General features: G+C 67.0%; 20 protein-coding genes. 11 read left to right on the forward strand and 9 right to left on the reverse strand.

The window, feature by feature from the left end:
• Nucleotides 1-140: 140 nt before the first annotated feature.
• From nfi to AC0KXH_RS03510, 4 genes are all read left to right on the forward strand, one after another.
• On the forward strand, nucleotides 141-860 hold the full coding sequence (nfi, locus tag AC0KXH_RS03495) for a deoxyribonuclease V (protein WP_041107857.1): 720 nt from the start codon (nucleotides 141-143) through the stop codon (nucleotides 858-860).
• Between the two features lie 71 nt (nucleotides 861-931).
• Complete coding sequence (ampD, locus tag AC0KXH_RS03500) at nucleotides 932-1,483, forward strand: 1,6-anhydro-N-acetylmuramyl-L-alanine amidase AmpD (RefSeq protein WP_041103645.1); 552 nt, start codon at nucleotides 932-934, stop codon at nucleotides 1,481-1,483.
• Nucleotides 1,484-1,507: 24 nt separating this feature from the next.
• Nucleotides 1,508-2,341 (forward strand): regulatory signaling modulator protein AmpE, encoded by an 834-nt coding sequence (gene ampE, locus AC0KXH_RS03505; protein ID WP_200293688.1) that lies wholly within the window; start codon nucleotides 1,508-1,510, stop codon nucleotides 2,339-2,341.
• A 217-nt stretch (nucleotides 2,342-2,558) separates the two neighbouring features.
• Nucleotides 2,559-4,589: a methyl-accepting chemotaxis protein gene (locus AC0KXH_RS03510; protein ID WP_488224163.1), complete on the forward strand. Its 2,031-nt coding sequence runs from the start codon at nucleotides 2,559-2,561 to the stop codon at nucleotides 4,587-4,589.
• A 13-nt stretch (nucleotides 4,590-4,602) separates the two neighbouring features.
• Here AC0KXH_RS03510 and AC0KXH_RS03515 read toward each other — a convergent pair whose 3' ends face one another.
• From AC0KXH_RS03515 to ada, 3 genes are all read right to left on the reverse strand, one after another.
• On the reverse strand, nucleotides 4,603-5,382 hold the full coding sequence (locus tag AC0KXH_RS03515) for a TatD family hydrolase (RefSeq protein WP_488224164.1): 780 nt from the start codon (nucleotides 5,380-5,382) through the stop codon (nucleotides 4,603-4,605).
• Between the two features lie 72 nt (nucleotides 5,383-5,454).
• Nucleotides 5,455-5,697, reverse strand: a complete 243-nt coding sequence (locus tag AC0KXH_RS03520) for a hypothetical protein (protein ID WP_488224165.1) — start codon at nucleotides 5,695-5,697, stop codon at nucleotides 5,455-5,457.
• A 48-nt stretch (nucleotides 5,698-5,745) separates the two neighbouring features.
• Nucleotides 5,746-6,789, reverse strand: a complete 1,044-nt coding sequence (gene ada, locus AC0KXH_RS03525) for a bifunctional DNA-binding transcriptional regulator/O6-methylguanine-DNA methyltransferase Ada (protein ID WP_488224166.1) — start codon at nucleotides 6,787-6,789, stop codon at nucleotides 5,746-5,748.
• Nucleotides 6,790-6,951: 162 nt separating this feature from the next.
• Here ada and AC0KXH_RS03530 point away from each other — a divergent pair, with 162 nt between their 5' ends.
• Nucleotides 6,952-7,830: a PA4780 family RIO1-like protein kinase gene (locus tag AC0KXH_RS03530; RefSeq protein WP_041103679.1), complete on the forward strand. Its 879-nt coding sequence runs from the start codon at nucleotides 6,952-6,954 to the stop codon at nucleotides 7,828-7,830.
• 6 nt (nucleotides 7,831-7,836) lie between these two features.
• On the opposite strand, the gene AC0KXH_RS03535 is transcribed toward AC0KXH_RS03530, so the two are convergent.
• Entirely contained in the window at nucleotides 7,837-8,757 is a 921-nt protein-coding gene (locus AC0KXH_RS03535) for a histone deacetylase family protein (RefSeq protein ID WP_043218558.1), read from the reverse strand.
• A 160-nt stretch (nucleotides 8,758-8,917) separates the two neighbouring features.
• Between AC0KXH_RS03535 and tesB the strand changes: the two genes are divergently transcribed.
• The gene (tesB, locus tag AC0KXH_RS03540; RefSeq protein ID WP_488224167.1) at nucleotides 8,918-9,787 is read left to right on the forward strand and encodes an acyl-CoA thioesterase II; all 870 of its coding nucleotides are present in this window, start codon (nucleotides 8,918-8,920) and stop codon (nucleotides 9,785-9,787) included.
• 32 nt (nucleotides 9,788-9,819) lie between these two features.
• A complete protein-coding gene (locus tag AC0KXH_RS03545) occupies nucleotides 9,820-10,374 on the forward strand; it encodes an HAD family hydrolase (protein ID WP_488224587.1) in 555 nt (184 codons plus the stop codon).
• Between the two features lie 79 nt (nucleotides 10,375-10,453).
• Here the strand turns inward: AC0KXH_RS03545 and ypfJ are convergent, their stop codons facing one another.
• Both ypfJ and AC0KXH_RS03555 read right to left on the reverse strand, forming a co-directional pair.
• A complete protein-coding gene (gene ypfJ, locus AC0KXH_RS03550; RefSeq protein ID WP_488224168.1) occupies nucleotides 10,454-11,311 on the reverse strand; it encodes a KPN_02809 family neutral zinc metallopeptidase in 858 nt (285 codons plus the stop codon).
• 68 nt (nucleotides 11,312-11,379) lie between these two features.
• Nucleotides 11,380-11,814 carry a DUF411 domain-containing protein gene (locus AC0KXH_RS03555; RefSeq protein ID WP_043218562.1) on the reverse strand — a complete coding sequence of 145 codons (435 nt, stop codon included), beginning with the start codon at nucleotides 11,812-11,814 and terminating at the stop codon, nucleotides 11,380-11,382.
• A gap of 166 nt (nucleotides 11,815-11,980) precedes the next feature.
• Here AC0KXH_RS03555 and AC0KXH_RS03560 point away from each other — a divergent pair, with 166 nt between their 5' ends.
• On the forward strand, nucleotides 11,981-12,520 hold the full coding sequence (locus AC0KXH_RS03560) for a DUF4345 domain-containing protein (RefSeq protein WP_061336948.1): 540 nt from the start codon (nucleotides 11,981-11,983) through the stop codon (nucleotides 12,518-12,520).
• Here the strand turns inward: AC0KXH_RS03560 and AC0KXH_RS03565 are convergent.
• From AC0KXH_RS03565 to AC0KXH_RS03575, 3 genes are all read right to left on the reverse strand, one after another.
• On the reverse strand, nucleotides 12,502-13,188 hold the full coding sequence (locus AC0KXH_RS03565) for a Crp/Fnr family transcriptional regulator (protein WP_488224169.1): 687 nt from the start codon (nucleotides 13,186-13,188) through the stop codon (nucleotides 12,502-12,504). The two genes, AC0KXH_RS03560 and AC0KXH_RS03565, sit on opposite strands and share 19 nt — an antisense overlap.
• 94 nt (nucleotides 13,189-13,282) lie before the next feature.
• Nucleotides 13,283-13,930, reverse strand: a complete 648-nt coding sequence (narL, locus tag AC0KXH_RS03570; RefSeq protein WP_041103693.1) for a two-component system response regulator NarL — start codon at nucleotides 13,928-13,930, stop codon at nucleotides 13,283-13,285.
• Nucleotides 13,927-15,729: a histidine kinase gene (locus AC0KXH_RS03575; RefSeq protein ID WP_213150503.1), complete on the reverse strand. Its 1,803-nt coding sequence runs from the start codon at nucleotides 15,727-15,729 to the stop codon at nucleotides 13,927-13,929. Before AC0KXH_RS03575 ends, narL begins: the two co-directional genes overlap by 4 nt.
• A 237-nt stretch (nucleotides 15,730-15,966) precedes the next feature.
• Here AC0KXH_RS03575 and AC0KXH_RS03580 point away from each other — a divergent pair, with 237 nt between their 5' ends.
• The 3 genes from AC0KXH_RS03580 to AC0KXH_RS03590 all read left to right on the forward strand — a co-directional run bounded on the left by AC0KXH_RS03580 (nucleotide 15,967) and on the right by AC0KXH_RS03590 (nucleotide 22,476).
• Nucleotides 15,967-17,229 (forward strand): MFS transporter, encoded by a 1,263-nt coding sequence (locus AC0KXH_RS03580; protein ID WP_200627819.1) that lies wholly within the window; start codon nucleotides 15,967-15,969, stop codon nucleotides 17,227-17,229.
• An 18-nt stretch (nucleotides 17,230-17,247) separates the two neighbouring features.
• On the forward strand, nucleotides 17,248-18,660 hold the full coding sequence (locus tag AC0KXH_RS03585) for a NarK family nitrate/nitrite MFS transporter (protein ID WP_041103697.1): 1,413 nt from the start codon (nucleotides 17,248-17,250) through the stop codon (nucleotides 18,658-18,660).
• A gap of 66 nt (nucleotides 18,661-18,726) precedes the next feature.
• Nucleotides 18,727-22,476 carry a nitrate reductase subunit alpha gene (locus AC0KXH_RS03590; protein ID WP_200293660.1) on the forward strand — a complete coding sequence of 1,250 codons (3,750 nt, stop codon included), beginning with the start codon at nucleotides 18,727-18,729 and terminating at the stop codon, nucleotides 22,474-22,476.
• Nucleotides 22,477-22,486: the final 10 nt, after the last annotated feature.

A 22,486-nucleotide genomic window follows, 5' to 3' on the forward strand; every position in this document is an offset into this window, starting at 1 on the left:
TTTTCTGATTGTTGTTTAGGCCATGGCAGGGTGAAACTGCCGTCTTGCGGCGGGAGCGTCCTATTTTTCCGCCGCGCTGTCCAGCTGCGACCGAAAGCGCACCCCTTCAGCAAGCTGCCCGACATCAGGAGATTCATCGCATGACCGCCACACGCTCGCCGTATCCTGCCAATCCGTTCGGTGACTGGGATGGCACACCAGGCGCCGCGCGCGAGCTCCAGAAGCGGCTCGCCGAGCAGGTGCGGCTGGAGGACGAATTGCCTGCACAGCTGCGCCTGATAGCTGGCGTCGATGTCGGCTTCGAGGAGGGGGGCGCGCTGACCCGCGCCGCCGTGGTCCTGCTCGATGCCGACAGTCTCGAGGTGGTGGCCCAGAGTCTGGCGCGCATCCCGACCACGATGCCCTACGTGCCGGGCCTGCTGTCGTTTCGCGAACTGCCCGCGGTGCTGCAGGCGCTCGCGGCGCTGCCGGCCATCCCCGATCTGATCTTCGCCGACGGTCACGGCATCGCCCACCCCCGCCGTCTGGGCATTGCCGCCCACCTCGGCGTGGTCACCGGCCTGCCGACCATCGGCGTGGCGAAGAAGATTCTCTGCGGCGACCATGAGCCGCTCGGTGAGCTGCGCGGTGAGCAGGTGCCGCTGCGCGACCGAGCCGGCGAGACCATCGGTACGCTGTTGCGCAGCAAGGACCGGGTGCGCCCGTTGATCGTCTCGCCGGGCAACCGCGTCAGTCTGACCAGCGCGCCACAGCTGGTGATGCGCTACGTGACGCGCTATCGCTTGCCCGAGCCGACGCGCCTGGCCGATCGCCTGGCGTCGCGTCGCGAAGAAAAGGCCGCCGCGCGCCGCGGGGGCTAAGCCTGCGCCGGGCTTGCAGGCGCAGCGGTGCTGCGGCTAGCCTGCGTGCTTGAGCAACCGAGGACCGCTCCATGCAGCTGGACCGCGCCACAGGCTGGTGCCAGGGCGTTCGCCATTGCCCGTCGCCGAACTTCAATCGGCGGCCGGACGGCGAAATCTCTCTGCTGGTGATTCACAACATCAGCCTGCCGCCGGGCTGCTTCGGTACCGGCAAGGTGCAGGAGTTCTTTGCCAATCGCCTGGATTGCCGCGAGCATCCGTTCTTCGAGGAAATCGCCGGGCTGCAGGTTTCCGCGCATTTTCTCATCGAGCGCGACGGCGCCATCACCCAGTTCGTCTCCTGTCTGGACCGGGCCTGGCACGCCGGGGTGTCGTGCTTCGGCGACCGCGAGGGCTGCAACGACTTCTCCTTGGGCATCGAGCTTGAAGGCACTGACGAGTGCCCCTACAGCGACGCGCAGTACGGCGCGCTGATCGACCTGTGTCGCCTGCTGCAGCAGGCCTATCCGGCCATCACGCCCGAGCGCGTCTGCGGGCACAGCGATATCGCCCCAGGGCGCAAGACCGACCCGGGGCCGGCCTTTGACTGGCGGCGCCTGCGCGCTGCGGCGATCGTTTGTTGAGCCCAACCGAACAAGGACCTGGCCATGAGTTTTCTGGTGATGTTGCTGGCACTGCTGGTGGAGAAATTCTCCGACTGGCGCGGGCGTATCCAGCACGATGCTCCCTGGCTGGCGCAGTTGCGTCGCCTGGAGAACAACCCCCGCCTGGCCGCTGCGCCCTGGCTGCTACTGGCGATCCTGGTGCTGCTGCCGGTACTGCTGCTCGGCCTGCTGCTGATGGCGCTGCAGCCGCTGGCCTATGGCTGGCTGTTGCTGCCGCTGCACCTGCTGGTGTTGCTCTATTCGCTCGGTCGCGGGCATGCCAAGCGCGAGCTGGGGCCGTTCCGCGACGCCTGGCGCCGCGGTGATCTGGAAGCCGCCGAACTCGTGGCCGAACGGGATCTCGAACTGAGCGCTGACAGCCCCGACGAGCTGTCGCGGGCGGTCGAGCATCGGCAGCTCTGGCGCGGTTATCAGGACTTCTTCGCAGTGGTGTTCTGGTACCTGCTGCTGGGGCCGATGCTGGCGCTGGCCTACCGGCTGCTGGCGCTGGCCGAGCGGCATGCGCGGGTCGAGGCGGTGCGCGAACAGGCCGCCCAGCTGCGCCACGGCCTGGACTGGCTGCCAGTGCGCGTGCTGGTGGCGAGCTTCGCGCTGGTCGGCAACTTCAGCGCAGCCAGCCGTGTGCTGCTGCAGGAACTGCTCAACTGGGACATCCCGGCGTGCCGTCTGCTGGCCGAGGCCGGCCCGCTGGCCGCCGACCTGCCAGCAAGCTCATCGCACGACGCCGTTGCCCGGCTGGATATCCTCGCGGCGCTGCTGGTGCGCTCGCGGGTGCTCTGGTACGCGGCCGTCGCGCTCTGGGTGATTCTCCTCTGAGGCACGAATGCCTCGCCATCGTTGCCGTCGATGAAGGCTCTGGCACGGGCCTTCCGACGCGGTCCTCTGCCTGGCGACGTTGCACTGTCATTTGGCCATTACCTTAAGTTACACAGCGCCCAACCGATATCCCGTATAAGTCGGCTCGATCCTCCTGACGAACCCTGCTGTGGCCCCATGCCGCAAGCACATACCAATAAGACCTGGGAGACGTCGTGTGAAAAGCCTGTTGTATCCAGCAGTCGCATTCATGAATCGCCTGAGCTTCGGCATGAAGTTCAGCTTGGTCAGTCTTCTGTTCTTCGTTCCCATGGCGCTGACCAACTTCTATCTGGTCCGCGACTCCTATCGCGAATTCGTCGGGACCCGCAGCGAGCTGCAGAGCCTCGAGCTGCTCGGCGCCGCGCTTCGCCTGCGGCGCGACCTGGAGGACTGGCACGACCTGGTGCAGGTCGAGGCGATCATTGGCCAGACCGGCAACGTGCAGACCCTCAACGCTCGCCTGCAGGATGTCGAGGGGCGGCTGGCCAGCGGCCTGCAGGCGTTGCAGCCGGTGAGCAGCGATCCGCAGCAGGTCACCGAATTCAATACCCGCCGCGATCAGATGCAACGCGCACTCGGCGAGGCCCAGGCCGAGCAATCGCTGCAATCCAAGGCGGCGATGGCCGGCAGTCTGCTGGGTAGTTCGCAGGTCATCATCAAGCTGATCGCCAGCCAGTCGGGGCTCAGCCAGGATGCCGAGCGCGAAGTGCGCCTGCTCGCCGAACTGCTGACCAGCGTCACGCCGACCATCACCTCGGTGCTGGGTGAAGGGCGTGCCGTGGGGGCCTACACCTTTGGTCAGGGTTATCTCAACTCCGAGGCCAGCAACATCCTCGATGGTCTGGTGCAGGAGCTGGAAAAACTGCAGACGCAGTACCAGGCGCAGCTGCAGGACGCCGTCGACAGCTCGTCGGCCGCGCGCGCGCGCCTGGCCGAGCTGGCGGCGCTGAGCGGTGCCTCGCTGGGCGCGAGCAGCGAAATCATCCAGGATGAAGTGATCCTCGCCGATGCACTGGACCGCCCCTGGGATGCGTTCTATGAGCGCATCAACAACGAGATGGCCAAGACCTACGAACTCAACGACGCGGTGCTCGATTTCCTCGATCAGCGCCTGCAGCAGCGCCTGGCCGACAAGCGGCTGCTGATGGGACTGCTGCTCGCGGCATTGGTGGTGGTGTTCCTGCTGGTTGCCTATCTGTATGGCGCCTTCTACGTCTCGACCCGGGCTTCGCTCAATGCGCTCGGCCGGATCATGGACAAGGTCGCCGATGGCGACATGACGGTGCGTTACCAGGTGGTCAGCCGCGACGAGCTGGGCGAACTCGGGCAAGTGTTCAATGCGACCGTGGCGCGCATCCGCGAGCTGATCGAGCGTGTCGGCCATACCGTCGGCGAAGTCGAGCGCCAGGCGGGGCAGGTCGAGCAGGTTTCCGGGCAGAGCAACCAGACGGTCGGCGAACAGCGCGCGCAGATCGAGCAGGTCGCGACCGCGATGAACGAAATGGCCGCCACCGCGCAGGCCGTGGCGACCAGCGCCGAGGCCGCCGTCGGCAGTGCGCAAAGCGTCAACGAAGAAACCGCCAGTGGCCGTGCGCTGGTGGTCGCCCAGGTGGGCGGTATCGAGCGGCTGGCAGCGGAAATCCAGCAATCGGTGGAGGTCATCAACCGGCTGGCCGACGATAGCGCCGCGATCAGCAAGGTGCTCGACGTGATCAAGGGTATTGCCGAGCAGACCAACCTGCTGGCACTCAACGCCGCGATCGAGGCGGCCCGTGCCGGCGAGCAGGGCCGCGGATTCGCGGTCGTCGCCGACGAGGTGCGCAGCCTGGCACGAAGGACCCAGCAGTCCACCGAGGAAATCGAGGAGATGATCGCCCGGCTGCAGTCGGGAGTCGGTGCGGCAGTCAGGACCATGCACGCCAGCCATGCACTGGCGGACGATACGGTCAGCCAGTCGGCGCAGGTCGAGCAGGCGCTGGAAAACATTCTTGGCGCGGTCGGCCTGATCGTCGATCAGAATCAGCAGATCGCCGCCGCTGCCGAGCAACAGACCGCGGTGACGCATGACATCGACCGCAATATCGTCTCGATCAACGAGGCCGGTCAGCGCACCGCCGAAGGCGCCGGCCAGACCGAGCAGGCCAGCCGCGAGATGAGCCAACTGGTCGGCCAGCTGCGCGAACTGATTGCGGCGTTTCGGGTGTAGAGGGGCTGCTCGGTCAGGCCCAGCCGAACAGCTCGCAACTGTTGCGATAGCTGGCCTCGGCCAGTTCGTCGGGGCTGAGGCCGCGCAGTTCGGCCAGGCGCTCGCAGATTGCCGGCAGGTGCTCCGGGCTGTTGCGTTCGCCGGGGTGGGTGCAGGGCGCTATATCGGGGGCGTCGGTTTCCAGCACGATGCTGTCGAGCGGCAATTGCCGCAGCACCCGGTGCATGCGGTGCGCCTGCGGCCAGGTGCCGGCACCGCCGAGGCCGAGCTTGAAGCCGAGCTTGATGTACTCGCGGGCCTCCTCCCAGCTGCCGCTGAAGGCATGCACCACACCGGCCCGGCGTAGTTCGTAGCGTTTGAGTGTGGCGATCATCGGTGCATGGGCGCGGCGCACGTGCAGCAGCACCGGCAGCTCGAATTCGTTGGCCAGCTCCAGCTGCGCCTCGAGCAGGGCCTGCTGGCGGGTGTGGTCCGGGTCTTCGATGTAGAAATCCAGGCCGATCTCGCCGATGGCGCAGAGCTTCGCCTCGCCGTGCAAGCGCTGCAGCCAGTCGGCGAGGGCTGTCAGGTGCTCGTCGCGGTGTTGCTGCAGGAACACCGGATGCAGCCCCAGCGCGGCATAGACGGCGTCCTCGGTGCAGGCCAGGCGCCAGACGCGCTGCCAGTTGTCGGCATGCACGCCGAGCACGATGAGGCGTTCTACACCGGCGGCGCGGCTGCGTGCCAGCACCTGGCTGCGGTCGGCATCGAAGTCTTCGAAGTCCAGGTGTGTGTGGGTGTCGATCAGGCGCACGAGGGTCCCCGCTGACTGGCTGTTGGGGCGATGCTAGGCGCTGTAGGGCAGCGTTGCGAGCCCGCTGAAACGCTAGCTGCGCTCCAGTTCGATCTGAATGTCGCTGACGCCCAGCTCCTGCATGCGCTCCTGTTCGCTGGGCAGCTCGGGTATTTCCCAGGGGGTGTCGGTCGCCGCGCGGGGTTCGCGCACGTGATGTAGGAGAATCTCCAGTTCCACCTGTTCCAGGCTTGGCTCCTGAAAGGCGCTCATCTGCAGGGAGGTCGGCTGGCCGTTGATGCGGTAATGGATGCGGTAGCGCTTGAGTTCGGTCACGGGGGCTCCTGGCGTGGGGCTGTTGTAGATCGGACCACGCCGAAGCCCTCAGTCTCCCTCGGTTGTGCTCGAAGACTCGCTGGCGAGCAGGGCGGCCTTGCGCGCCAGGCCCCAGCGGTAGCCAGTCAGCGCCTGGCCGGCGCCGACCACCCGGTGGCAGGGCACCAGCAGCCCGACCGGGTTGCTGGCGCAGGCGCGTGCCACCGCGCGGGCATGGCTGCCGAGCGCGTCGGCCAGCTCGGCGTAGCGTCGCGTCTGCCCCGGCGGGATCGTCTGCAGCGCCTGCCAGACGCGGCGCTGAAAGGCGGTGCCGCGCAGGTCCAGCGGCAAATGGGCGGCGCGGGCGGGCTCCTCGAGTTGAGCGACCACGGCCTGCAGCCAGTCGCCCAAGCCTGGCTGGTCGCGCCGCAGTTCTGCCGCGGCGAAGCGCAGGCGCAGCTCCTGCTCGAGCGCCTCCTCGCTGTCGCCGAACAACAGGGCGCAGATGCCCCTTTCACTCGCCGCGATGAGCAACAACCCCAGTGGGCAGGCTGCGATGGCATAGCGCAGCTGTTCACCACTGGCGCCGCGCCGCCGCTGCGCCGGGCTCAGCCCCTGTCCATCGGCATAAACGGCGCCGACACCTCCGTAGCCGGCGCTCAGCGCGGCATCCAGCACGCTGCTTGCCGTCGGCAGGGCGGCCTGCAGCCGCTCGCGGCGTCGCGCCTGCGCCCAGGCGCTTGGGGTCAGGCCGGTGCGTGCCTTGAACGCACGTGCCAGGTGCGACGGCGACAGGCCGATGCGCGCGGCCAGCTGCGCCAGAGGGATCGCGCGCTCAGCGGTGTCGAGCAGGCGGCAGGCGGCGGCGACCAGTTCATCCAGCTGCGCGGCCGTGTCGATTCCCGTCGGGTGGCAGCGGCGGCAGGGGCGGAAGCCAGCGGCTTCGGCCTGCTCGGCGTTGACGTAGAAGGCCACGCGGTCGCGCCGCGGGCGACGCGCCGGGCAGCTCGGCCGGCAAAAGATGCCGGTCGAGCGCACGGCAAAGACGAAGCGGCCGTCGAGCGTCGCATCGCGCGCGCAGACGGCTTGCCAGCAGCGTTCGGTGTCGAGCATGGCGGCGACCTCAGCAATCGGGGAGGCTGCGATTGTCGATCCGCGCGCGGATGCTTGCCAATCCGTTTCAGGCTTTCAAACCCGGACGCGGGGCGTGGCAGGCCGGAGGCGATTGCCGTAACCTGCGGCCGCCCATGCCTGCCAGAGGAGCCCGCCCTCGCGATGAAAACCCCCAAGCGACTCGAACCACTGATCGAGGACGGCCTGATCGATGAAGTCGTGCGGCCGCTGATGAGCGGCAAGGAGGCCGCGGTCTACGTGGTGCGCTGTGGCGAGGCGCTGCGCTGCGCCAAGGTCTACAAGGAGGCCGACAAGCGGGGCTTCCGGCAGGCCGCCAAGTATCAGGAAGGGCGCAAGGTGCGTAACAGCCGCGACGCCCGGGCCATGGCCAAGGGCTCGAAGTACGGCAAGCGTGAGCGCGAGGAAACCTGGCAGAACGCCGAGGTCGCCGCGCTGTACCGGCTGGCCGCGGCCGGTGTGCGCGTGCCGCAGCCCTACGACTTCCTCGACGGCGTGCTGCTGATGGAGATGATCGTGGGCGACGACGGCGATGCCGCCCCGCGACTGAACGACGTGGACCTGCACCCGGACGATGCCCGCGAGTTCCATGCGTTCATGATCGGCGAGATCGTCAAGATGCTCTGCGCAGGGCTGGTGCACGGAGACCTTTCCGAGTTCAACGTGCTGCTCGACGGCCAGGGGCCGGTGATCATCGACCTGCCGCAGGCGGTGGATGCCGCGGGCAACAACCATGCGTTCGAGATGCTCGAGCGTGACGTCGGCAACATGGCCGCCTATTTCGGGCAGTTCGCTCCCGAGCTGCGCTTCACCCGCTACGCCAAGGAGATGTGGGCGCTCTACGAGGAGGGCCGGCTGACACCGCAGACCCCGCTCACCGGCGAGTTCGCCGAGCCCGAGGATGCCGCCGACCTGGACGCGGTGATGCGCGAGATCAAGGCCGCGCTCGCCGATCAGGCGCGCCGCGAAGCTCAGCGCGAGGAGCGCGACGACGAGCCGCCACCGCCGCCCTGGATGAGCTGAGCGGGCTCAACCCAGCCCGTAGCGCTGCCAGGCACGGGCGGCGCTGAAGTGCAGCTGGGCGTGGCGGCGGGCGAGCAGGGCGCGGTCCTTGTCGTAGCCTCCGCCGATCAGCCCGACCAGCGGAATGTCGCGCTCCAGGCAGTGCTCGATGACCCGCGAATCGCGCGCGGCCAACCCCGCGTCGCTGAGCGCGAGCAGGCCGAGGGCGTCGTCGCGGTGGACATCGACGCCGGCGTCGTAGAGCACCAGGTCCGGTTGGTAGAGCGGCAGCAGATAGCCGAGCGTATCGTCGACCACCTTCAGGTAGTCCGCGTCGCCAAGGCCCGGCGCCAACGGGATATCCCAGTCGCTTTCGGCCTTGCGCGCCGGAAAGTTCTTTTCGCAGTGCAGCGAGACGGTCACCGCGTCGGGCACGTTCGCCAGGATGCGTGCGGTGCCGTCGCCCTGATGCACATCGCAATCGAAGATCAGCACGCGGCCGACGCGCCCGCTCTCGAGCAGCGCCAGGGCGATCACCGCCAGGTCGTTGAAGATGCAGAAGCCCGAGGCATGGTCGCGATGGGCGTGATGGGTGCCGCCGGCCAGGTGGCAGGCCAGGCCGTGCTGCAGCGCCTGCTCGGCGGCCAGCAGCGAACCGCCGACCGCCCGCACCGTGCGTCGGGCCAGCGCCGGGCTCCACGGCAGGCCGAGGCGGCGTAGCTCTTCACGGCTCATTTCGCCATCGCAGTAGCGGTCGACGTAGTCGCGGTCGTGGGCCAGCGCGAGCACCTCGCGCGGGCAGAGCTCGGGCCGCAGCAGCGCGTCGTCCCGGGTCAGGCCGCTGTCGACCAGGTGATCGCGCAACAGGCGGAATTTCTCCATGGGAAAGCGGTGGCCCGGGGGCAGCGGCGGACTGTAGTCGTCGTGATAGATCAGCGGCAGGGCCATGGCAGCATCCGGCAGGTTTGCCGACGAGTATGCCGGCCGCCGCGAGCCGGCCTCAAGCCGCGCGCAGGCGGCACGATCGGCGGCGTTCGCCGCCGCGCTGGAGCCGTGCCGCGCGAATCCGTACCATGGCGACCTGCCCCGTGCCCCTAGGAAAACGTCCATGACCCAGACCCTCGACCATCTGGTCAATCTGCTCTCGCTCGAGCGCATCGAAGAGAACCTGTTTCGCGGTGCCAGCCAGGATCTGGGCTTTCCGCAGCTGTTCGGCGGGCAGGTGCTCGGTCAGGTGATCTCGGCGGCGAGCCAGACCGTGGAAACCACGCGTCACGTGCATTCGCTGCACGGCTACTTCCTGCGTCCGGGTGACTCCCACGAGCCGGTCGTCTATGACGTCGACCGGGTGCGTGACGGGCGCAGCTTCACCACGCGCCGGGTCAGCGCCATCCAGAAGGGGCGGATCATCTTCACCGGCATCGCCTCGTTCCAGGCCGAGGAGAGCGGTTACGAACACCAGCTGCGGATGCCTGACGTGGTCGGCCCCGAAGACCTGGCCAGCGAGTGGGAGCTGTTGCACAAGCTCACACCGCTGGTGCCCGAGCGGGTGATGGAAAAGCTGCGTCGGCCCAAGCCGATCGAGATCCGTCCGGTGACCCTGCAGGACCCGACCAACCCGCAGCCGCTCGAGCCGATCCGCCACCTGTGGTTCCGCGCCGATGGCACGTTGCCGGCCAGTCCGGCGCTGCACAAGTACCTGTTGGCCTACGCTTCGGACTTCAGCTTCGTCGGCACCGCGCTGCAGCCGCACGGCGTGAGCTCCTGGAGCAAGTTCATCCAGCTGGCCAGCCTTGATCATGCGATCTGGTTCCACCGCGAGGTGAAACTCGACGACTGGCTGCTGTACTCGATCGACAGCCCCTGGGCGGGCAATGCACGCGGCTTCGTGCGCGGCAGCATCTTCAATCGTGCCGGCGAGCTGGTGGCCTCGGTGGCCCAGGAAGGGCTGATCCGTGCCCGAGAGGACTGGATGTGACGCTTGCCGCGCTGCGCCACTGGGTGTTCGACATGGACGGCACCCTGACCATCGCCGTGCATGACTTCGCGGCGATCCGCCGCGCGCTGGACATCCCCGCGGACGACGACATCCTGCATCACCTCGCCGCGCTGCCGGCCGAGCAGGCGGCGCCCAAGCGCGCCTGGCTGCTCGAACACGAGCGCGAGCTGGCCTACGCGGCGCGCCCGGCCCCCGGTGCGCTGGAGCTGGTGCATGCGCTGCGCGAGCGTGGCTGCCGGCTCGGCGTGCTGACCCGCAACGCCCACGAGCTCGCGCTGGTGACGCTGCAGGCGCTCGGGCTGGGTGACTGCTTCGTGCCGGAGGACATTCTCGGCCGCGATGAGGCACCTCCCAAGCCGCATCCGGGCGGCCTGCTCAAGCTCGCCGAGCGCTGGGGCGTCGAGTCGGGGGCGCTGGTGATGGTCGGCGACTACCGCTTCGATCTCGAATGTGCCCGGGCCGCCGGGGCGCAGGGTGTGCTGGTCAACCTGCCGGACAACCCCTGGCCGGAACTGACCGAGTGGCATGCGTGCGATTGTGCGGCACTGCTGGCGCAGCTGGGTTGAGCCCGCACTGGGTGCGCCACGCGCTTCGCCCGGAGCGGTGCAAGCGCATGGCGTTTGCCAGCGGCCGCTCTGCCTGAGCTTATAAGCGCGGAGCCTTGAACGTGTCGCAGCGCCCCGGCTCGCCGCTGTCGAAACCGGTGCGGAACCAGCGGACCCGTTGCGCCGAGGTGCCATGGGTGAAGGCGTCGGGCACCACGCGCCCCTGGCTCTGTTGCTGCAGGCGGTCATCGCCGATGGCGCTGGCCGCGTTGAGTGCTTCCTCCAGGTCGCCTTGCTCCAGCCAGTCGTGGCGTTGCTGGGCATGGTGCGCCCAGACGCCGGCCAGGCAGTCGGCCTGCAGCTCCTGGCGGACCAGCAGGCCGTTGTCGCCTTCGAGCCGCGCGCCGCGCGCGCGGGCCTGCTGAACCTGCTGCGAGACGCCGAGCAGGGTCTGCACGTGATGGCCGACTTCGTGAGCAATGACATAGGCCTGAGCGAAGTCGCCGGCGGCGGAAAAGCGCCGGGCCATCTCGTCGAAGAACTGCAGGTCCAGGTAGACCTGCTGGTCGCCGGGGCAGTAGAACGGGCCGACCGCCGAACTGGCGAAGCCGCAGGCCGAGTTCACCCCGCCGCGGAACAGCACCAGCGTCGGGTCGCGGTACTGCGCGCCGCCCTGCTGGAACAGCGCGCGCCAGGTGTCTTCGGTATCGCCAAGAATGGCGCGCACGAAATCGACCTGCGGGTCGTCGCCTGTGGCGCTCGGGCGCTGCTGCTGAACGGTCGAGCCGTCCTGCCCGGCGAGCTGGCCGAGCAGTTGCAGCGGGTCCTGCCCGGTGAGCAGGCCGAGCACCACGACAATGACGATGCCGCCCAGGCCCAGCCCTCCGCCCAGGCGCATGCCGCTGCGCCCTCGGGCATCCACCACGTTGTCGCTGCGACGCGCACGTTTCCAGCGCATGGGCTCGGTTCTCCGCTGTGTCTGTCAGCCATCAGACCGACGGGACAGCGCATCGGTGCCGTGGCCGGTCAGTGCCCAGGATAGTCGGCCAAGACCCGTTCGGACCCGTCCTTGGCCAGGCCGATGACCTGATAGGCGTCCTGGCGGTCGCCCATCTCCATGCCGGGCGAGCCGACCGGCATGCCGGGCACCGCTGCGCCAGCGAGGTCCGGCTGGGCACGCAGCTTGAGGATGTCGGCTGCCGGCACATGGCCTTCGACGAACTGGCCGCCGATCACGGCGGTATGGCAGGAGCCGAGCCGAGGCGGCACGCCATTGGCGATCTTCACCGCGACCATGTCGGGCTCGACGTGGTCGGTCACGCTGAAGCCGTTGGCCTCGAGGTGCTCGATCCAGGCCTTGCAGCAGCCGCAGTTGGCGTCGCGATGGACGTCGATGGCGATCGGCTCGGCGGCCTGCGCCAGGCCGGCAAAGAGAGTGGTGGCAAGCAATAGACGACGCATGGAAAACCTCCGGTGACGAAGCCGGCAGCATAGCCCCGCCAGCGTCGGGGCCAAAGCCGCAAAGTGTGGGCAAATGTGGCGATCCGCAGGGTGCCTCCGGATCGAACCAAGCCCCCGACGAGCGGTCGTATGGCGACCGGGGATCGAGTCATCAGGAGCGTTTTCGATGCGTTTTGCCCGTTTCGTACTGCTGGCCCAGGCCCTGTTCATGCTGGCCTTCAGCCTGGCCTACTGGGTACGCCCGTATGAGATGGCCAATCTCAACGGCATGCTGCTCATGGAGTCGGCATCGATCAGCCACATGCGCGTCTACTACGGTGGGCTGCAACTGGGACTGGCGCTGTTCCTGCTCTGGGCGGCGCGCGCACCGGAACGCATGCGCACCGCGCTGATGATGCTGGTGTTCCTGATGGCAGCGCTGGTGCTTGGGCGCCTGCTGTCGCTGTGGCTCGACGGCGGCAGCCTGATCGGTTTCGACCTTGCCTCGCTGATCTATCGCCTGCTGGCGGCGTTGCTCGCCGCGCTCGCCTACCGTCTGCTGCGCGAACCGGAGGAGGATGCCCAGCCCATACCACCGCCAACGCGCCGGCTCGACGATACACCGCCACAGCCCTTCCGCCTGGGCGACGGCCCGGCGCCGTTCGAGGCCGGGGCGGATGATGCCGCCGAGCGGGACGGCGCGTCCGATCAGCCCGCTTCGCGCTGATAGGCGGCGAGGTTGAGCGGGTCGAGGATCTCGATGCGGCGGTTGTGCACGCGAATCAGCCCGGCGCTGATCAGCCGGTGCAGGATGCGTGAGAAGGTTTCCGGCTGGATGCCCAGCTTCGAGGCGATCAGCCGCTTCGGCACGTCGAGGTTGACGATGCCGCTGTCGGACTCCTGCGCCTGGATGAGAAAGCGTGCGACCCGGTGGTTGGCGTTGGACGTGGCCAGGTTATCGATGTCGTCCAGCCGCCGGTTGAGGCGCTGGCTGAGTCGCGCAAGCATGGCCTGCGCGAGCGGCGGGTGCTGCTGCAAGAGGCGCTGGTAGCAGGCGTTCTGGACCTGCAGCACCAGCGTTTCGCGCAGCGCAGTGGCGCTGAGCCGGTAATGCGGCTGCTCGTCGAACAGCGGTGTCTCGGCGAAGACATCGCCGGGGCGGACGATCTCCAGTACGCGCTCCTGCCCGTCGCCGCTGAGCCGGTGCAGCTTGATCTGCCCATGCACCAGGATGAAGAAATGCCGCGCCGGATCGCCCTCGTGGTGCAGCGTGGCGCCCTGTAGCAGGCGGCGGCTGCCGGCGCCGAGCGCCAGTTCCTGCAGCGCCGGTTGGGGTAATGCCTGAAACAGCGGGTGGCGGAACAGCGTCACCAGCAGGGTGGAATGGGTAAGCATGCGGCCTCCTTGCCTGCATCCTAGGAGGCTGGCCAGGCGCCAGTCGCCTCCCGGAAGCGATAAAACCGGCTATCTCCAAAGAGGCAGCCGGTGCTCAACCGCGCATCCGCTCGTGCTCCAGCGCCCAGACGGCTGCCTCGACGCGCGAGCGCAGGCCGAGCTTGTGCAGCAGGTTCTTCACGTGCACCTTCACCGTGCCCTCGGTGATGCCCAGTTTGCGGCCGATCATCTTGTTGCTGTTGCCGCCGGCGATCATCTTCAGCACCTGCCGTTCGCGCTCGGTCAGCTCCGCTTCGGAGGTCACCGGCTGGCCGACCCGCAAGGCCTGGGCCATGACGCGTGCCAGCGCCGGGCTGACCACCAGGTCGCCCTGCAGCACTTCACGGATCTGGTCGATGAGCTTTTCCGGCTCCATATCCTTGAGCAGATAGCCGTCGGCGCCATGACGCAGGGCGTCACGCACGTCTTCCTCGGCGTCGGAGACGGTGAACAGCAATACCTTGCCTTCGTAACCCTGCTGGCGCAGGCGCTTGAGCGTCTCGATGCCGTTGAGCGCAGGCATGTTGTTGTCCAGCAGGATCAGGTCGGGGGCGAGGTCCGGCACCAGGCGCAGGGCTTCCTCGCCGTTGCTGGCCTCGCCGACCACGGCCAGGTCGTCTTCGAGCTCCAGCAGCTGGCGCATGCCGCGGCGCATCATCGGGTGGTCGTCGACCAGCAGGATGCTGTGACGTGTGTCGTTCATGCGATCTGTCCCTTGGGTTGGTTGCCGAGAAATCCCGGCTTGAATGTCAGGCGTACACGCGTGCCGCGTGGAGTGCGCGGCTCGAGGGTCAGCTGGCCGTGCAGCTGACGGCTGCGCTCCTGCATGATCGTCGTGCCGTGGTGCTGGCGCTGGTCGTAGTCGCCAGACAGGCCGCAGCCGTCGTCCTCGACCAGCAACTCGAGCGCATCGCCGGCCGGGCGCAGCGTGACCCAGACCTGATCGGCGCCGGAATGGCGGGCGCAGTTGGACAGCGCCTCGCGGGCGATCTGCAGGAGGTGAATCTGCTCGTTGGCTAGCAGGTCGAAGGCCAGCGGCTGGATGTTCAGGTGCACCGGGAACTGGCCCCGCTCGGAGAATTCGCGCACGGTGTCCTGCAGCGCCTTGTCCAGCCCGCCGTCCTGAATCTTCAGGCGGAAGGTGGTGAGCAGCTCGCGCAGTTGGCGATAGGCATTGTTCAGCCCTTCGCGGATCTCCTCGGCGACCTTTTCCAGCGTCTGCGGCGACTCGCCGCGATTGATCAGCGTCTGCAGCCGGGTCACCTGCAGCTTCATGTAGGACAGCGCCTGGGCCAGCGAGTCGTGCAGCTCGCGGGCAATGATCGCGCGCTCCTCGAACAGCAGCAGGCGGTGATCCTGCTCGCGTCGGCGTTCCAGCGACAGCGCGGTGCCGATCAGGTTGGCCAGTGCCTCGATCAGCTCCATCTCCCATTGCTCCGGCGCGCGGCCATCGGCGAACCCCGCACGCAGCTCGCCCAGCTCGCTGCCCAGATTGACCACCGGGCAGGCGATCAGACGGCTACCGTTGTGCATGCTGCAGCTCGCGCAGTCACCTGGCGCGCAGATCTGCCGCAGCTCGCTGCCGTGCAGGGCGATCAACTGGGTGGCCGGTTCACGCGGGTCGCCGTGCAGGCAAAGAGTCAGGTTCAGGCCGGGCAGCCGGTTGCGGAAGCTGTCGATCAGCTTGTCGAGCGAGTCGGCGGTAGCCGGGTCGGTGGCGATGCGCCGGCTGCTCTGGTAGAGCAACTGCAGCGCGGCGTTGGCCTGGGCGAGGTGCGCGGTCTTGCGCGCCACGTGCATCTCCAGCGTGTGGTGCGACTCTTCCAGGGCATCGGCCATGGCGTTGAAGCTCAGCGCCATGTGGCCGAACTCGTCATCGGCGCGGTAGCGCACGCGTGCGCTCAGATCGCCGGCGCGAAAGCGTTCGGTGGCGCTGACCAGTTCCTGCAGCGGGTTGAGCACACTGCTGTGCAGGCTGTACATGCCGACCATCAGCACGATCACGGTGACGAACAGCGCGGTGCCCTGAATGGCCTGCTGCCAGCTCTGCTTGCGCTCGCTCTGATGTTGCAGCAGCAGTACGAAACGATCGAGCTGGCTGACGAAGTCGTCGGCATTTTCCTGAAAACCGCTCGCATCGCCGCGTTCGAGTGCGGGCAGCAGCTGTGTACGCCAGCGCTCGCGCAGTTCGGCATAGGCATGGTTGAGCGGCGCCTCGGCCTCGCCCTGGAGAATGCGGGTCAGGCTGACGCTCTCCAGGCGATGCTGGAAATTGCGCCCCAGGGTCTGGATGTCTTCTTCCGCGGCCTGGGCCTCGAGCTTCCAGGCCAGCCGGTAGGTCGCCATGCGCAGCGAGCCGGCGGTGTTGATGGCGGCGGCGTCGTCCTCGCTGAGCCAGGCGATCATGCCGGCGCTGACCGCGCTGCCCAGGGCGAGGATGGCGATGAGCATGACCGCGAGTCCGGCGCGAACCGGCAGCGAGCCCCTAATCCACTGAACCAGTCGCACGCTACCTCCAAAGAGTTTTTCGGGCCGTCCGGCATGCCTCCCTGCTTTGCGGGCCCGGCGTAAATCCCTGTTCTACAGGGCGTTTTCGCGGATTTCTCGAGCTACCTCCAAGGTGGTAGCGGGCCAAATCATACGCTTTTGGTCGGTTATTCGGTCTTGATCCAGGTCAACGGAATCAGGGCCTTCCCTCTCTAGCGTGCGAGCCAGGTCGACGCTTCGGGGGGGTTCGACATGGCAAGAATGAATGTTCGGCAAGGTCTGGTACTCGGCATGAGCACCGTCGCATTCACGATCTGCTTCATGATCTGGATGATGTTTGCGGTGCTTGGCGTACCGATCAAGGACATCCTGCAACTCAACGAAACCCAGTTCGGCCTGCTGGCCGCGACGCCGGTGCTGACCGGCTCGCTGGTACGCCTGCCGCTGGGCATGCTCACCGACAAGTTCGGCGGACGCATCGTCTTCTTCGTGCTGATGATGGTCTGCGTGCTACCGATCTACCTCATCAGCCAGGCCACGGCCTACTGGCATTTCCTGGTGCTGGGCCTGTTCGTCGGCATGGCCGGCGGTTCCTTCTCGGTTGGCATCGCCTACGTCGCCAAGTGGTTCGACAAGAGCACCCAGGGCCTGGCGATGGGCATCTTCGGCGCCGGCAACGCAGGCTCGGCGCTGACCAAGTTCATCGCGCCGGCGATCATCGCCGCAGCCAGCTGGCAGATGGTGCCGAAGGTCTACTCGGCGATCATGTTCATCACCGCGCTGCTGTTCTGGTTTCTCACCAGCGAGAACAAGGCGCACCGCGTGGCTACCACGGTGACCTTCAGGAGCCAGCTGCAGGCGCTGAGGGACCCGGCCGTATGGCGCTACTGCCAGTACTACTCGATCGTCTTCGGTGGCTACGTCGCACTGGCGCTGTGGATGACCAAGTACTACGTGCAGGAGTACGGCTTCAATCTGCAGACCGCGGCGCTGCTGGCCGCCTGCTTCTCGCTGCCCGGTGGCGTACTGCGCGCGGTGGGCGGCTGGATGTCCGACCGCTGGGGTGCGCAGAGCGTGACCTGGTGGGTGATGTGGGTGTGCTGGGTGTGCCTGTTCCTGCTCTCCTACCCGCAAACCAGCTTCACCATCCAGACGGTCAACGGACCGAGCACCTTCCACATCGGCCTCAACGCCTGGGTGTTCACCGCGCTGCTGTTCGTCGTCGGCATCGCCTTCGCCTTCGGCAAGGCCTCGGTCTTCAAGTACATCTCTGACGACTACCCCGAGAACATGGGCGTGATCTCCGGAATTGTCGGCCTGGCCGGCGGCCTTGGCGGCTTCATCCTGCCGATCATGTTCGGCGCCCTGGTCGACCTCACCGGCGTGCGTTCCTCGGCCTTCATGCTGCTCTACGGCGTCGTCTGGGTCTCCCTGATCTGGATGTACTTCAGCGAAATCCGCACAACCCCCGTGATGGGCAAGGCCGGCCAGGGCCGGTTGTCGTCCGCGCCCTGATTCTTCTGGAGAATGACCATGACTGTTCTCGTCAAACCTGCGGCAGGCAAGCCGTCCAAACAGGGGCCGGTGATCCACGACTGGCGGCCCGAAGACCCGCAGTTCTGGGCGTCGACCGGCAAGGCGATCGCCACCCGCAACCTGTGGATCTCGATCCCCGCGCTGCTCCTGGCCTTCGCCGTATGGATGGTCTGGAGCACGGTGATCGTGCGCCTGAACGCCATCGGTTTCAGTTTCACCACCGACCAGCTGTTCTGGCTGGCCGCGCTGCCGGGGCTGTCCGGTGCCACGCTGCGCATCTTCTACTCGTTCATGGTGCCGATCTTCGGTGGGCGGCGCTGGACGGCGATCAGCACCGCCTCGCTGGCGATCCCGGCGCTGTGGATGGGCTTTGCCGTGCAGAATCCGGAAACGCCCTACAGCGTGTTCGTGATCATCGCGCTGTTCTGCGGTTTCGGTGGCGGCAACTTCGCCTCCTCGATGTCCAACATCAGCTTCTTCTATCCCAAGGCGCAGCAGGGCACCGCGCTCGGCCTGAACGCGGGCCTGGGCAACCTCGGCGTGTCGGTGATGCAGTTCAGCGTGCCGCTGCTGATCGGTGTCGGTCTGTTCGGCGCCGCGGGCGGCCAGCCGCAGGAACTCGCCGATGGCAGCCAGCTGTGGCTGCAGAACGCCGGCTTCATCTGGGTGCCGTTCATCCTCGCGGTGACCGTCGCCGCCTGGTTCGGCATGAATGACCTGAGCTCGGCCAAGGCCTCGTTCAGCGAGCAGGCGGTGATCTTCAAGCGCAAGCACAACTGGCTGATGTGCTGGCTGTACCTGGCCACCTTCGGCTCGTTCATCGGCTTCGCCGCCGCCTTCCCGATGCTGATCAAGACCTCCTTCCCGGACGTCAACGCGCTGAGCTTCGCCTTTCTCGGCCCGCTGGTCGGCGCGCTGGTGCGCCCGGTCGGTGGCTGGGTGGCCGACAAGCTCGGTGGTGCGCGCGTCACCCTGTGGAACTTCGTGGTGATGATCGCCGCGGTGTTCGGGGTCCTGTATTTCCTGCCGCAGGCCGGACAGGGCGGCAACTTCTACGGCTTCCTGGCGATGTTCATGCTGCTGTTCATCACCACCGGGATCGGCAACGGTTCGACCTTCCGCATGATCCCGGTGATCTTCCGCACCCTGCACGAACGTCGCGCCGGCAAGCACGGTGCCGCCAATGACGAGGTGCTGCGCGCCGCCGGCAAGGAGTCGGCTGCGGTGCTGGGCTTCAGCTCGGCGATCGGGGCCTTTGGCGCCTTCTTCATCCCCAAGTCGTTCGGCTCGTCCATCGCCCTGACCGGCGGCCCGGAGATGGCCCTGTACGGCTTCGTTGCCTACTACGTGACCTGCATCCTGGTGACCTGGTGGTGGTATTCGCGCAAAGGCGCCGAGACCCCCTGCTAGGCCGGACGACCGCATTAAAAGAAGAGCGCGGGCCCGGCCTGCGCTCAGCCTGAGAGGAAAGAAACGATGAGCCACCTACTCGACCAGCTGCGTTTTTTCAATCGCAAGCAAGGAGAGTTCGCTGACGGGCATGGCGAAACCCGCATCGAGTCCCGTGACTGGGAGAACGTCTACCGTTCCCGTTGGCAGTACGACAAGATCGTGCGTTCCACCCATGGGGTGAACTGCACCGGGTCGTGCTCCTGGAAGATCTATGTCAAGAACGGCCTGATCACCTGGGAAACCCAGCAGACCGACTACCCGCGCACCCGCAACGACCTGCCCAACCACGAGCCGCGCGGGTGCCCGCGCGGGGCGAGCTACAGCTGGTACATCTACAGCGCCAACCGCCTGAAGTACCCGAAGGTGCGCAAGCCGCTGCTCAAGCTGTGGCGTGAGGCGCGCCGCAACATGGCGCCGGTCGAGGCCTGGGCCAGCATCGTCGAGGACAAGACCAAGGCCGAGTCCTACAAGAGCAAGCGCGGCATGGGCGGCTTCATCCGCTCGAGCTGGGACGAGGTCAACGAGATCATCGCCGCGGCCAACGTCTATACCGTCAAGCAGTACGGCCCGGACCGCGTGGTCGGCTTCTCGCCGATCCCGGCGATGTCGATGGTTTCGTATGCCGCCGGTAGCCGCTACCTGTCGCTGATCGGCGGCGTCTGCCTGTCGTTCTACGACTGGTACTGTGACCTGCCGCCGGCCTCGCCGCAGATCTGGGGCGAGCAGACCGACGTGCCGGAGTCCGCCGACTGGTACAACTCCAACTACATCATTGCCTGGGGCTCCAACGTCCCGCAGACCCGCACGCCTGACGCGCACTTCTTCACCGAGGTCCGCTACAAGGGCACCAAGACCGTATCGATCACCCCGGACTATTCCGAGGTGGCCAAGCTCACCGACCTCTGGCTGAACCCCAAGCAGGGCACCGACGCGGCGCTGGCGCAGGCCTTCGCCCACGTCATCTTCAAGGAATTCCACCTCGAGCAGCCGAGCGCCTACTTCACCGACTACGCCAAGCGCTACACCGACCTGCCAATGCTGGTGCTGCTCGACGAGCGGAACGGCGGCTACGTCGCCGACCGCTTCCTGCGCGCCTCGGACCTGGCCGACAACCTCGGCCAGGACAACAACCCCGAATGGAAGACCATCGGCGTCGACGCCGACGGCGGGCTGGTTTCGCCGCAGGGCTCGATCGGCTATCGCTGGGGCGAGAAGGGCAAGTGGAACATCGAGGCCCGCGAGGGCGGCGAGGGCCGTGAAGTCGACCTCAAGCTGAGCCAGATCGGCGGCGAGAGCGCCGAAGTGGCCTTCCCCTATTTCGGCGGCCAGACCCACGAATACTTCACCGCCGTCGAAGGCGACGACGTGCAGCTGCGCCGTGTGCCGGTCAGCAGCATCACCCTGGCCGACGGCCGCACCGCCAAGGTCGCCACCGTGTTCGACCTGATGGCCGCCAACCTCGGCATCGACCGTGGCCTGGGCGGCGCCAACGTCGCCTCCAGCTACGACGACGCCAGCGTCCCCGGCACTCCGGCCTGGCAGGAAAAGATCACCGGTGTCTCGCGCGAGAAGGCCATCCAGATCGCCCGGGAATTCGCCGACAACGCCGACAAGACCCATGGGCGTTCCATGATCATCGTCGGTGCGGCGATGAACCACTGGTACCACATGGACATGAACTACCGCGGGCTGATCAACATGCTCATGCTCTGCGGTTGCGTGGGCCAGACCGGTGGTGGCTGGGCCCACTACGTCGGCCAGGAGAAGCTGCGCCCGCAGTGTGGCTGGCTGCCGCTGGCCTTCGGCCTCGACTGGAGCCGCCCGCCGCGGCAGATGAACGGCACCAGCTTCTTCTACAACCACAGCTCGCAGTGGCGCCACGAGAAGATGAGCATCCACGAAGTGCTCTCGCCGCTGGCCGACAAGTCGCAGTTCCCCGAGCACATGCTCGACTACAACATCCGCGCCGAGCGCGCCGGCTGGCTGCCGAGCGCCCCGCAGCTCAACCGCAACCCGCTGCAGATCTGCCGCGAGGCCGAAGCGGCCGGGCTGTCGCCGGTCGACTACGTGGTCAAGTCGCTCAAGGACGGCTCGCTGCGCTTCTCCTGTGAGCAGCCGGACAGCCCGGAAAACTTCCCGCGCAACATGTTCGTCTGGCGCTCCAACCTGCTCGGCTCCTCGGGCAAGGGCCACGAGTACATGCTCAAGTACCTGCTGGGTACCAAGAACGGCGTGATGAACGAAGACCTCGGCAAGCGCGGCGGTTTCAAGCCGACCGAGGCCGAATGGCAGGACGAGGGCGCCATCGGCAAGCTCGACCTGGTCACCACGCTCGACTTCCGCATGTCCTCGACCTGCGTGTACTCCGACATCGTCCTGCCGACCGCCACTTGGTACGAGAAGGACGACATGAACACCTCGGACATGCACCCCTTCATCCACCCGCTGTCGGCGGCGATCGACCCGGCCTGGGAAGCCCGTTCCGACTGGGAAATCTACAAGGGCATCGCCAAGGCCTTCTCCGAGATGGCCGTCGGCCACCTGGGCGTGGAAAAGGACCTGGTCACCGTGCCGCTGCTGCACGATACCCCCGGCGAGCTGGCCCAGCCGTTCGGCGGCAGCGACTGGAAGACCGAAGGCACGGACCCGATGCCGGGCAAGAACTGCCCGAACATGACGGTGGTCGAGCGCGACTACCCGAACACCTACAAGAAGTTCACCTCGCTCGGCCCGCTGCTCGACAAGCTCGGCAACGGCGGCAAGGGCATCAACTGGAACACCGAGCACGAGGTCGAGTTCCTCGGCGAGCTGAACTACAAGGTGCGCGAGGAGGGGGTCAGCCAGGGCCGACCAAAGATCGAATCGGCCATCGATGCCGCCGAGGTGATCCTGAGCCTGGCTCCGGAAACCAACGGCCACGTCGCGGTGAAGGCCTGGGCTGCGCTGTCGGAATTCACCGGCCGCGACCACACCCACCTGGCGCTGCCGAAGGAGCACGAGGCGATCCGCTTCCGCGACATCCAGGCACAGCCGCGCAAGATCATCTCCAGCCCGACCTGGTCCGGCCTGGAAGACGAGCACGTGTCGTACAACGCCGGCTACACCAACGTCCACGAGCTGATCCCGTGGCGCACCATCACCGGTCGCCAGCAGTTCTACCAGGACCACCCCTGGATGCTGGCCTTCGGTGAAGGGCTGCAGAGCTACCGGCCGCCGATCAACACCCGCTCGACCGGCTACGTGCAGGGCAAGATGTCCAACGGCAACCCGGAGATCTGCCTGAACTGGATCACCCCGCACCAGAAGTGGGGCATCCACAGCACCTACACCGACAACCTGATCATGCTGACCCTGAGCCGTGGCGGCCCGATCGTCTGGATGAGCGAGATCGATGCCAAGAAGGTCGGCATCGAGGACAACGACTGGATCGAGTGCTTCAACGCCAACGGCGCGCTGACCGCCCGCGCGGTGGTCAGCCAGCGGGTCAAGGAAGGCATGGTGATGATGTACCACGCCCAGGAACGCATCGTGAACGTGCCCGGCGCCGAGAGCACCAAGACCCGCGGCGGCCACCACAACTCGGTGACCCGCGTGGTGCTCAAGCCCACCCACATGATCGGCGGCTACGCCCAGCTGGCGTACGGCTTCAACTACTACGGCACCGTGGGTTGCAACCGCGACGAGTTCGTCGTGGTGCGCAAGATGAACAAGGTCGACTGGCTCGATGGCCCCAATGGCAACGAGCTGCCGCAACCCCTGCCGCAAGATATCTGAGGATTGATGC

Source organism: Stutzerimonas sp. CXK-1 (assembly GCF_057738225.1).

Excerpts from the sequence above, each read along its gene's own strand:
- nfi (WP_041107857.1), top strand. The coding sequence starts at position 141 with ATGACCGCCACACGCTCGCCGTATCCTGCCAATCCGTTCGGTGACTGG.
- ampD (WP_041103645.1), top strand. The coding sequence starts at position 932 with ATGCAGCTGGACCGCGCCACAGGCTGGTGCCAGGGCGTTCGCCATTGC.
- ampE (WP_200293688.1), top strand. The coding sequence starts at position 1,508 with ATGAGTTTTCTGGTGATGTTGCTGGCACTGCTGGTGGAGAAATTCTCC.
- ada (WP_488224166.1), bottom strand. The coding sequence starts at position 6,789 with ATGCTCGACACCGAACGCTGCTGGCAAGCCGTCTGCGCGCGCGATGCG.
- AC0KXH_RS03530 (WP_041103679.1), top strand. The coding sequence starts at position 6,952 with ATGAAAACCCCCAAGCGACTCGAACCACTGATCGAGGACGGCCTGATC.
- AC0KXH_RS03535 (WP_043218558.1), bottom strand. The coding sequence starts at position 8,757 with ATGGCCCTGCCGCTGATCTATCACGACGACTACAGTCCGCCGCTGCCC.
- tesB (WP_488224167.1), top strand. The coding sequence starts at position 8,918 with ATGACCCAGACCCTCGACCATCTGGTCAATCTGCTCTCGCTCGAGCGC.
- AC0KXH_RS03545 (WP_488224587.1), top strand. The coding sequence starts at position 9,820 with ATGGACGGCACCCTGACCATCGCCGTGCATGACTTCGCGGCGATCCGC.
- ypfJ (WP_488224168.1), bottom strand. The coding sequence starts at position 11,311 with ATGCGCTGGAAACGTGCGCGTCGCAGCGACAACGTGGTGGATGCCCGA.
- AC0KXH_RS03555 (WP_043218562.1), bottom strand. The coding sequence starts at position 11,814 with ATGCGTCGTCTATTGCTTGCCACCACTCTCTTTGCCGGCCTGGCGCAG.
- AC0KXH_RS03560 (WP_061336948.1), top strand. The coding sequence starts at position 11,981 with ATGCGTTTTGCCCGTTTCGTACTGCTGGCCCAGGCCCTGTTCATGCTG.
- AC0KXH_RS03565 (WP_488224169.1), bottom strand. The coding sequence starts at position 13,188 with ATGCTTACCCATTCCACCCTGCTGGTGACGCTGTTCCGCCACCCGCTG.
- narL (WP_041103693.1), bottom strand. The coding sequence starts at position 13,930 with ATGAACGACACACGTCACAGCATCCTGCTGGTCGACGACCACCCGATG.
- AC0KXH_RS03580 (WP_200627819.1), top strand. The coding sequence starts at position 15,967 with ATGGCAAGAATGAATGTTCGGCAAGGTCTGGTACTCGGCATGAGCACC.
- AC0KXH_RS03585 (WP_041103697.1), top strand. The coding sequence starts at position 17,248 with ATGACTGTTCTCGTCAAACCTGCGGCAGGCAAGCCGTCCAAACAGGGG.
- AC0KXH_RS03590 (WP_200293660.1), top strand. The coding sequence starts at position 18,727 with ATGAGCCACCTACTCGACCAGCTGCGTTTTTTCAATCGCAAGCAAGGA.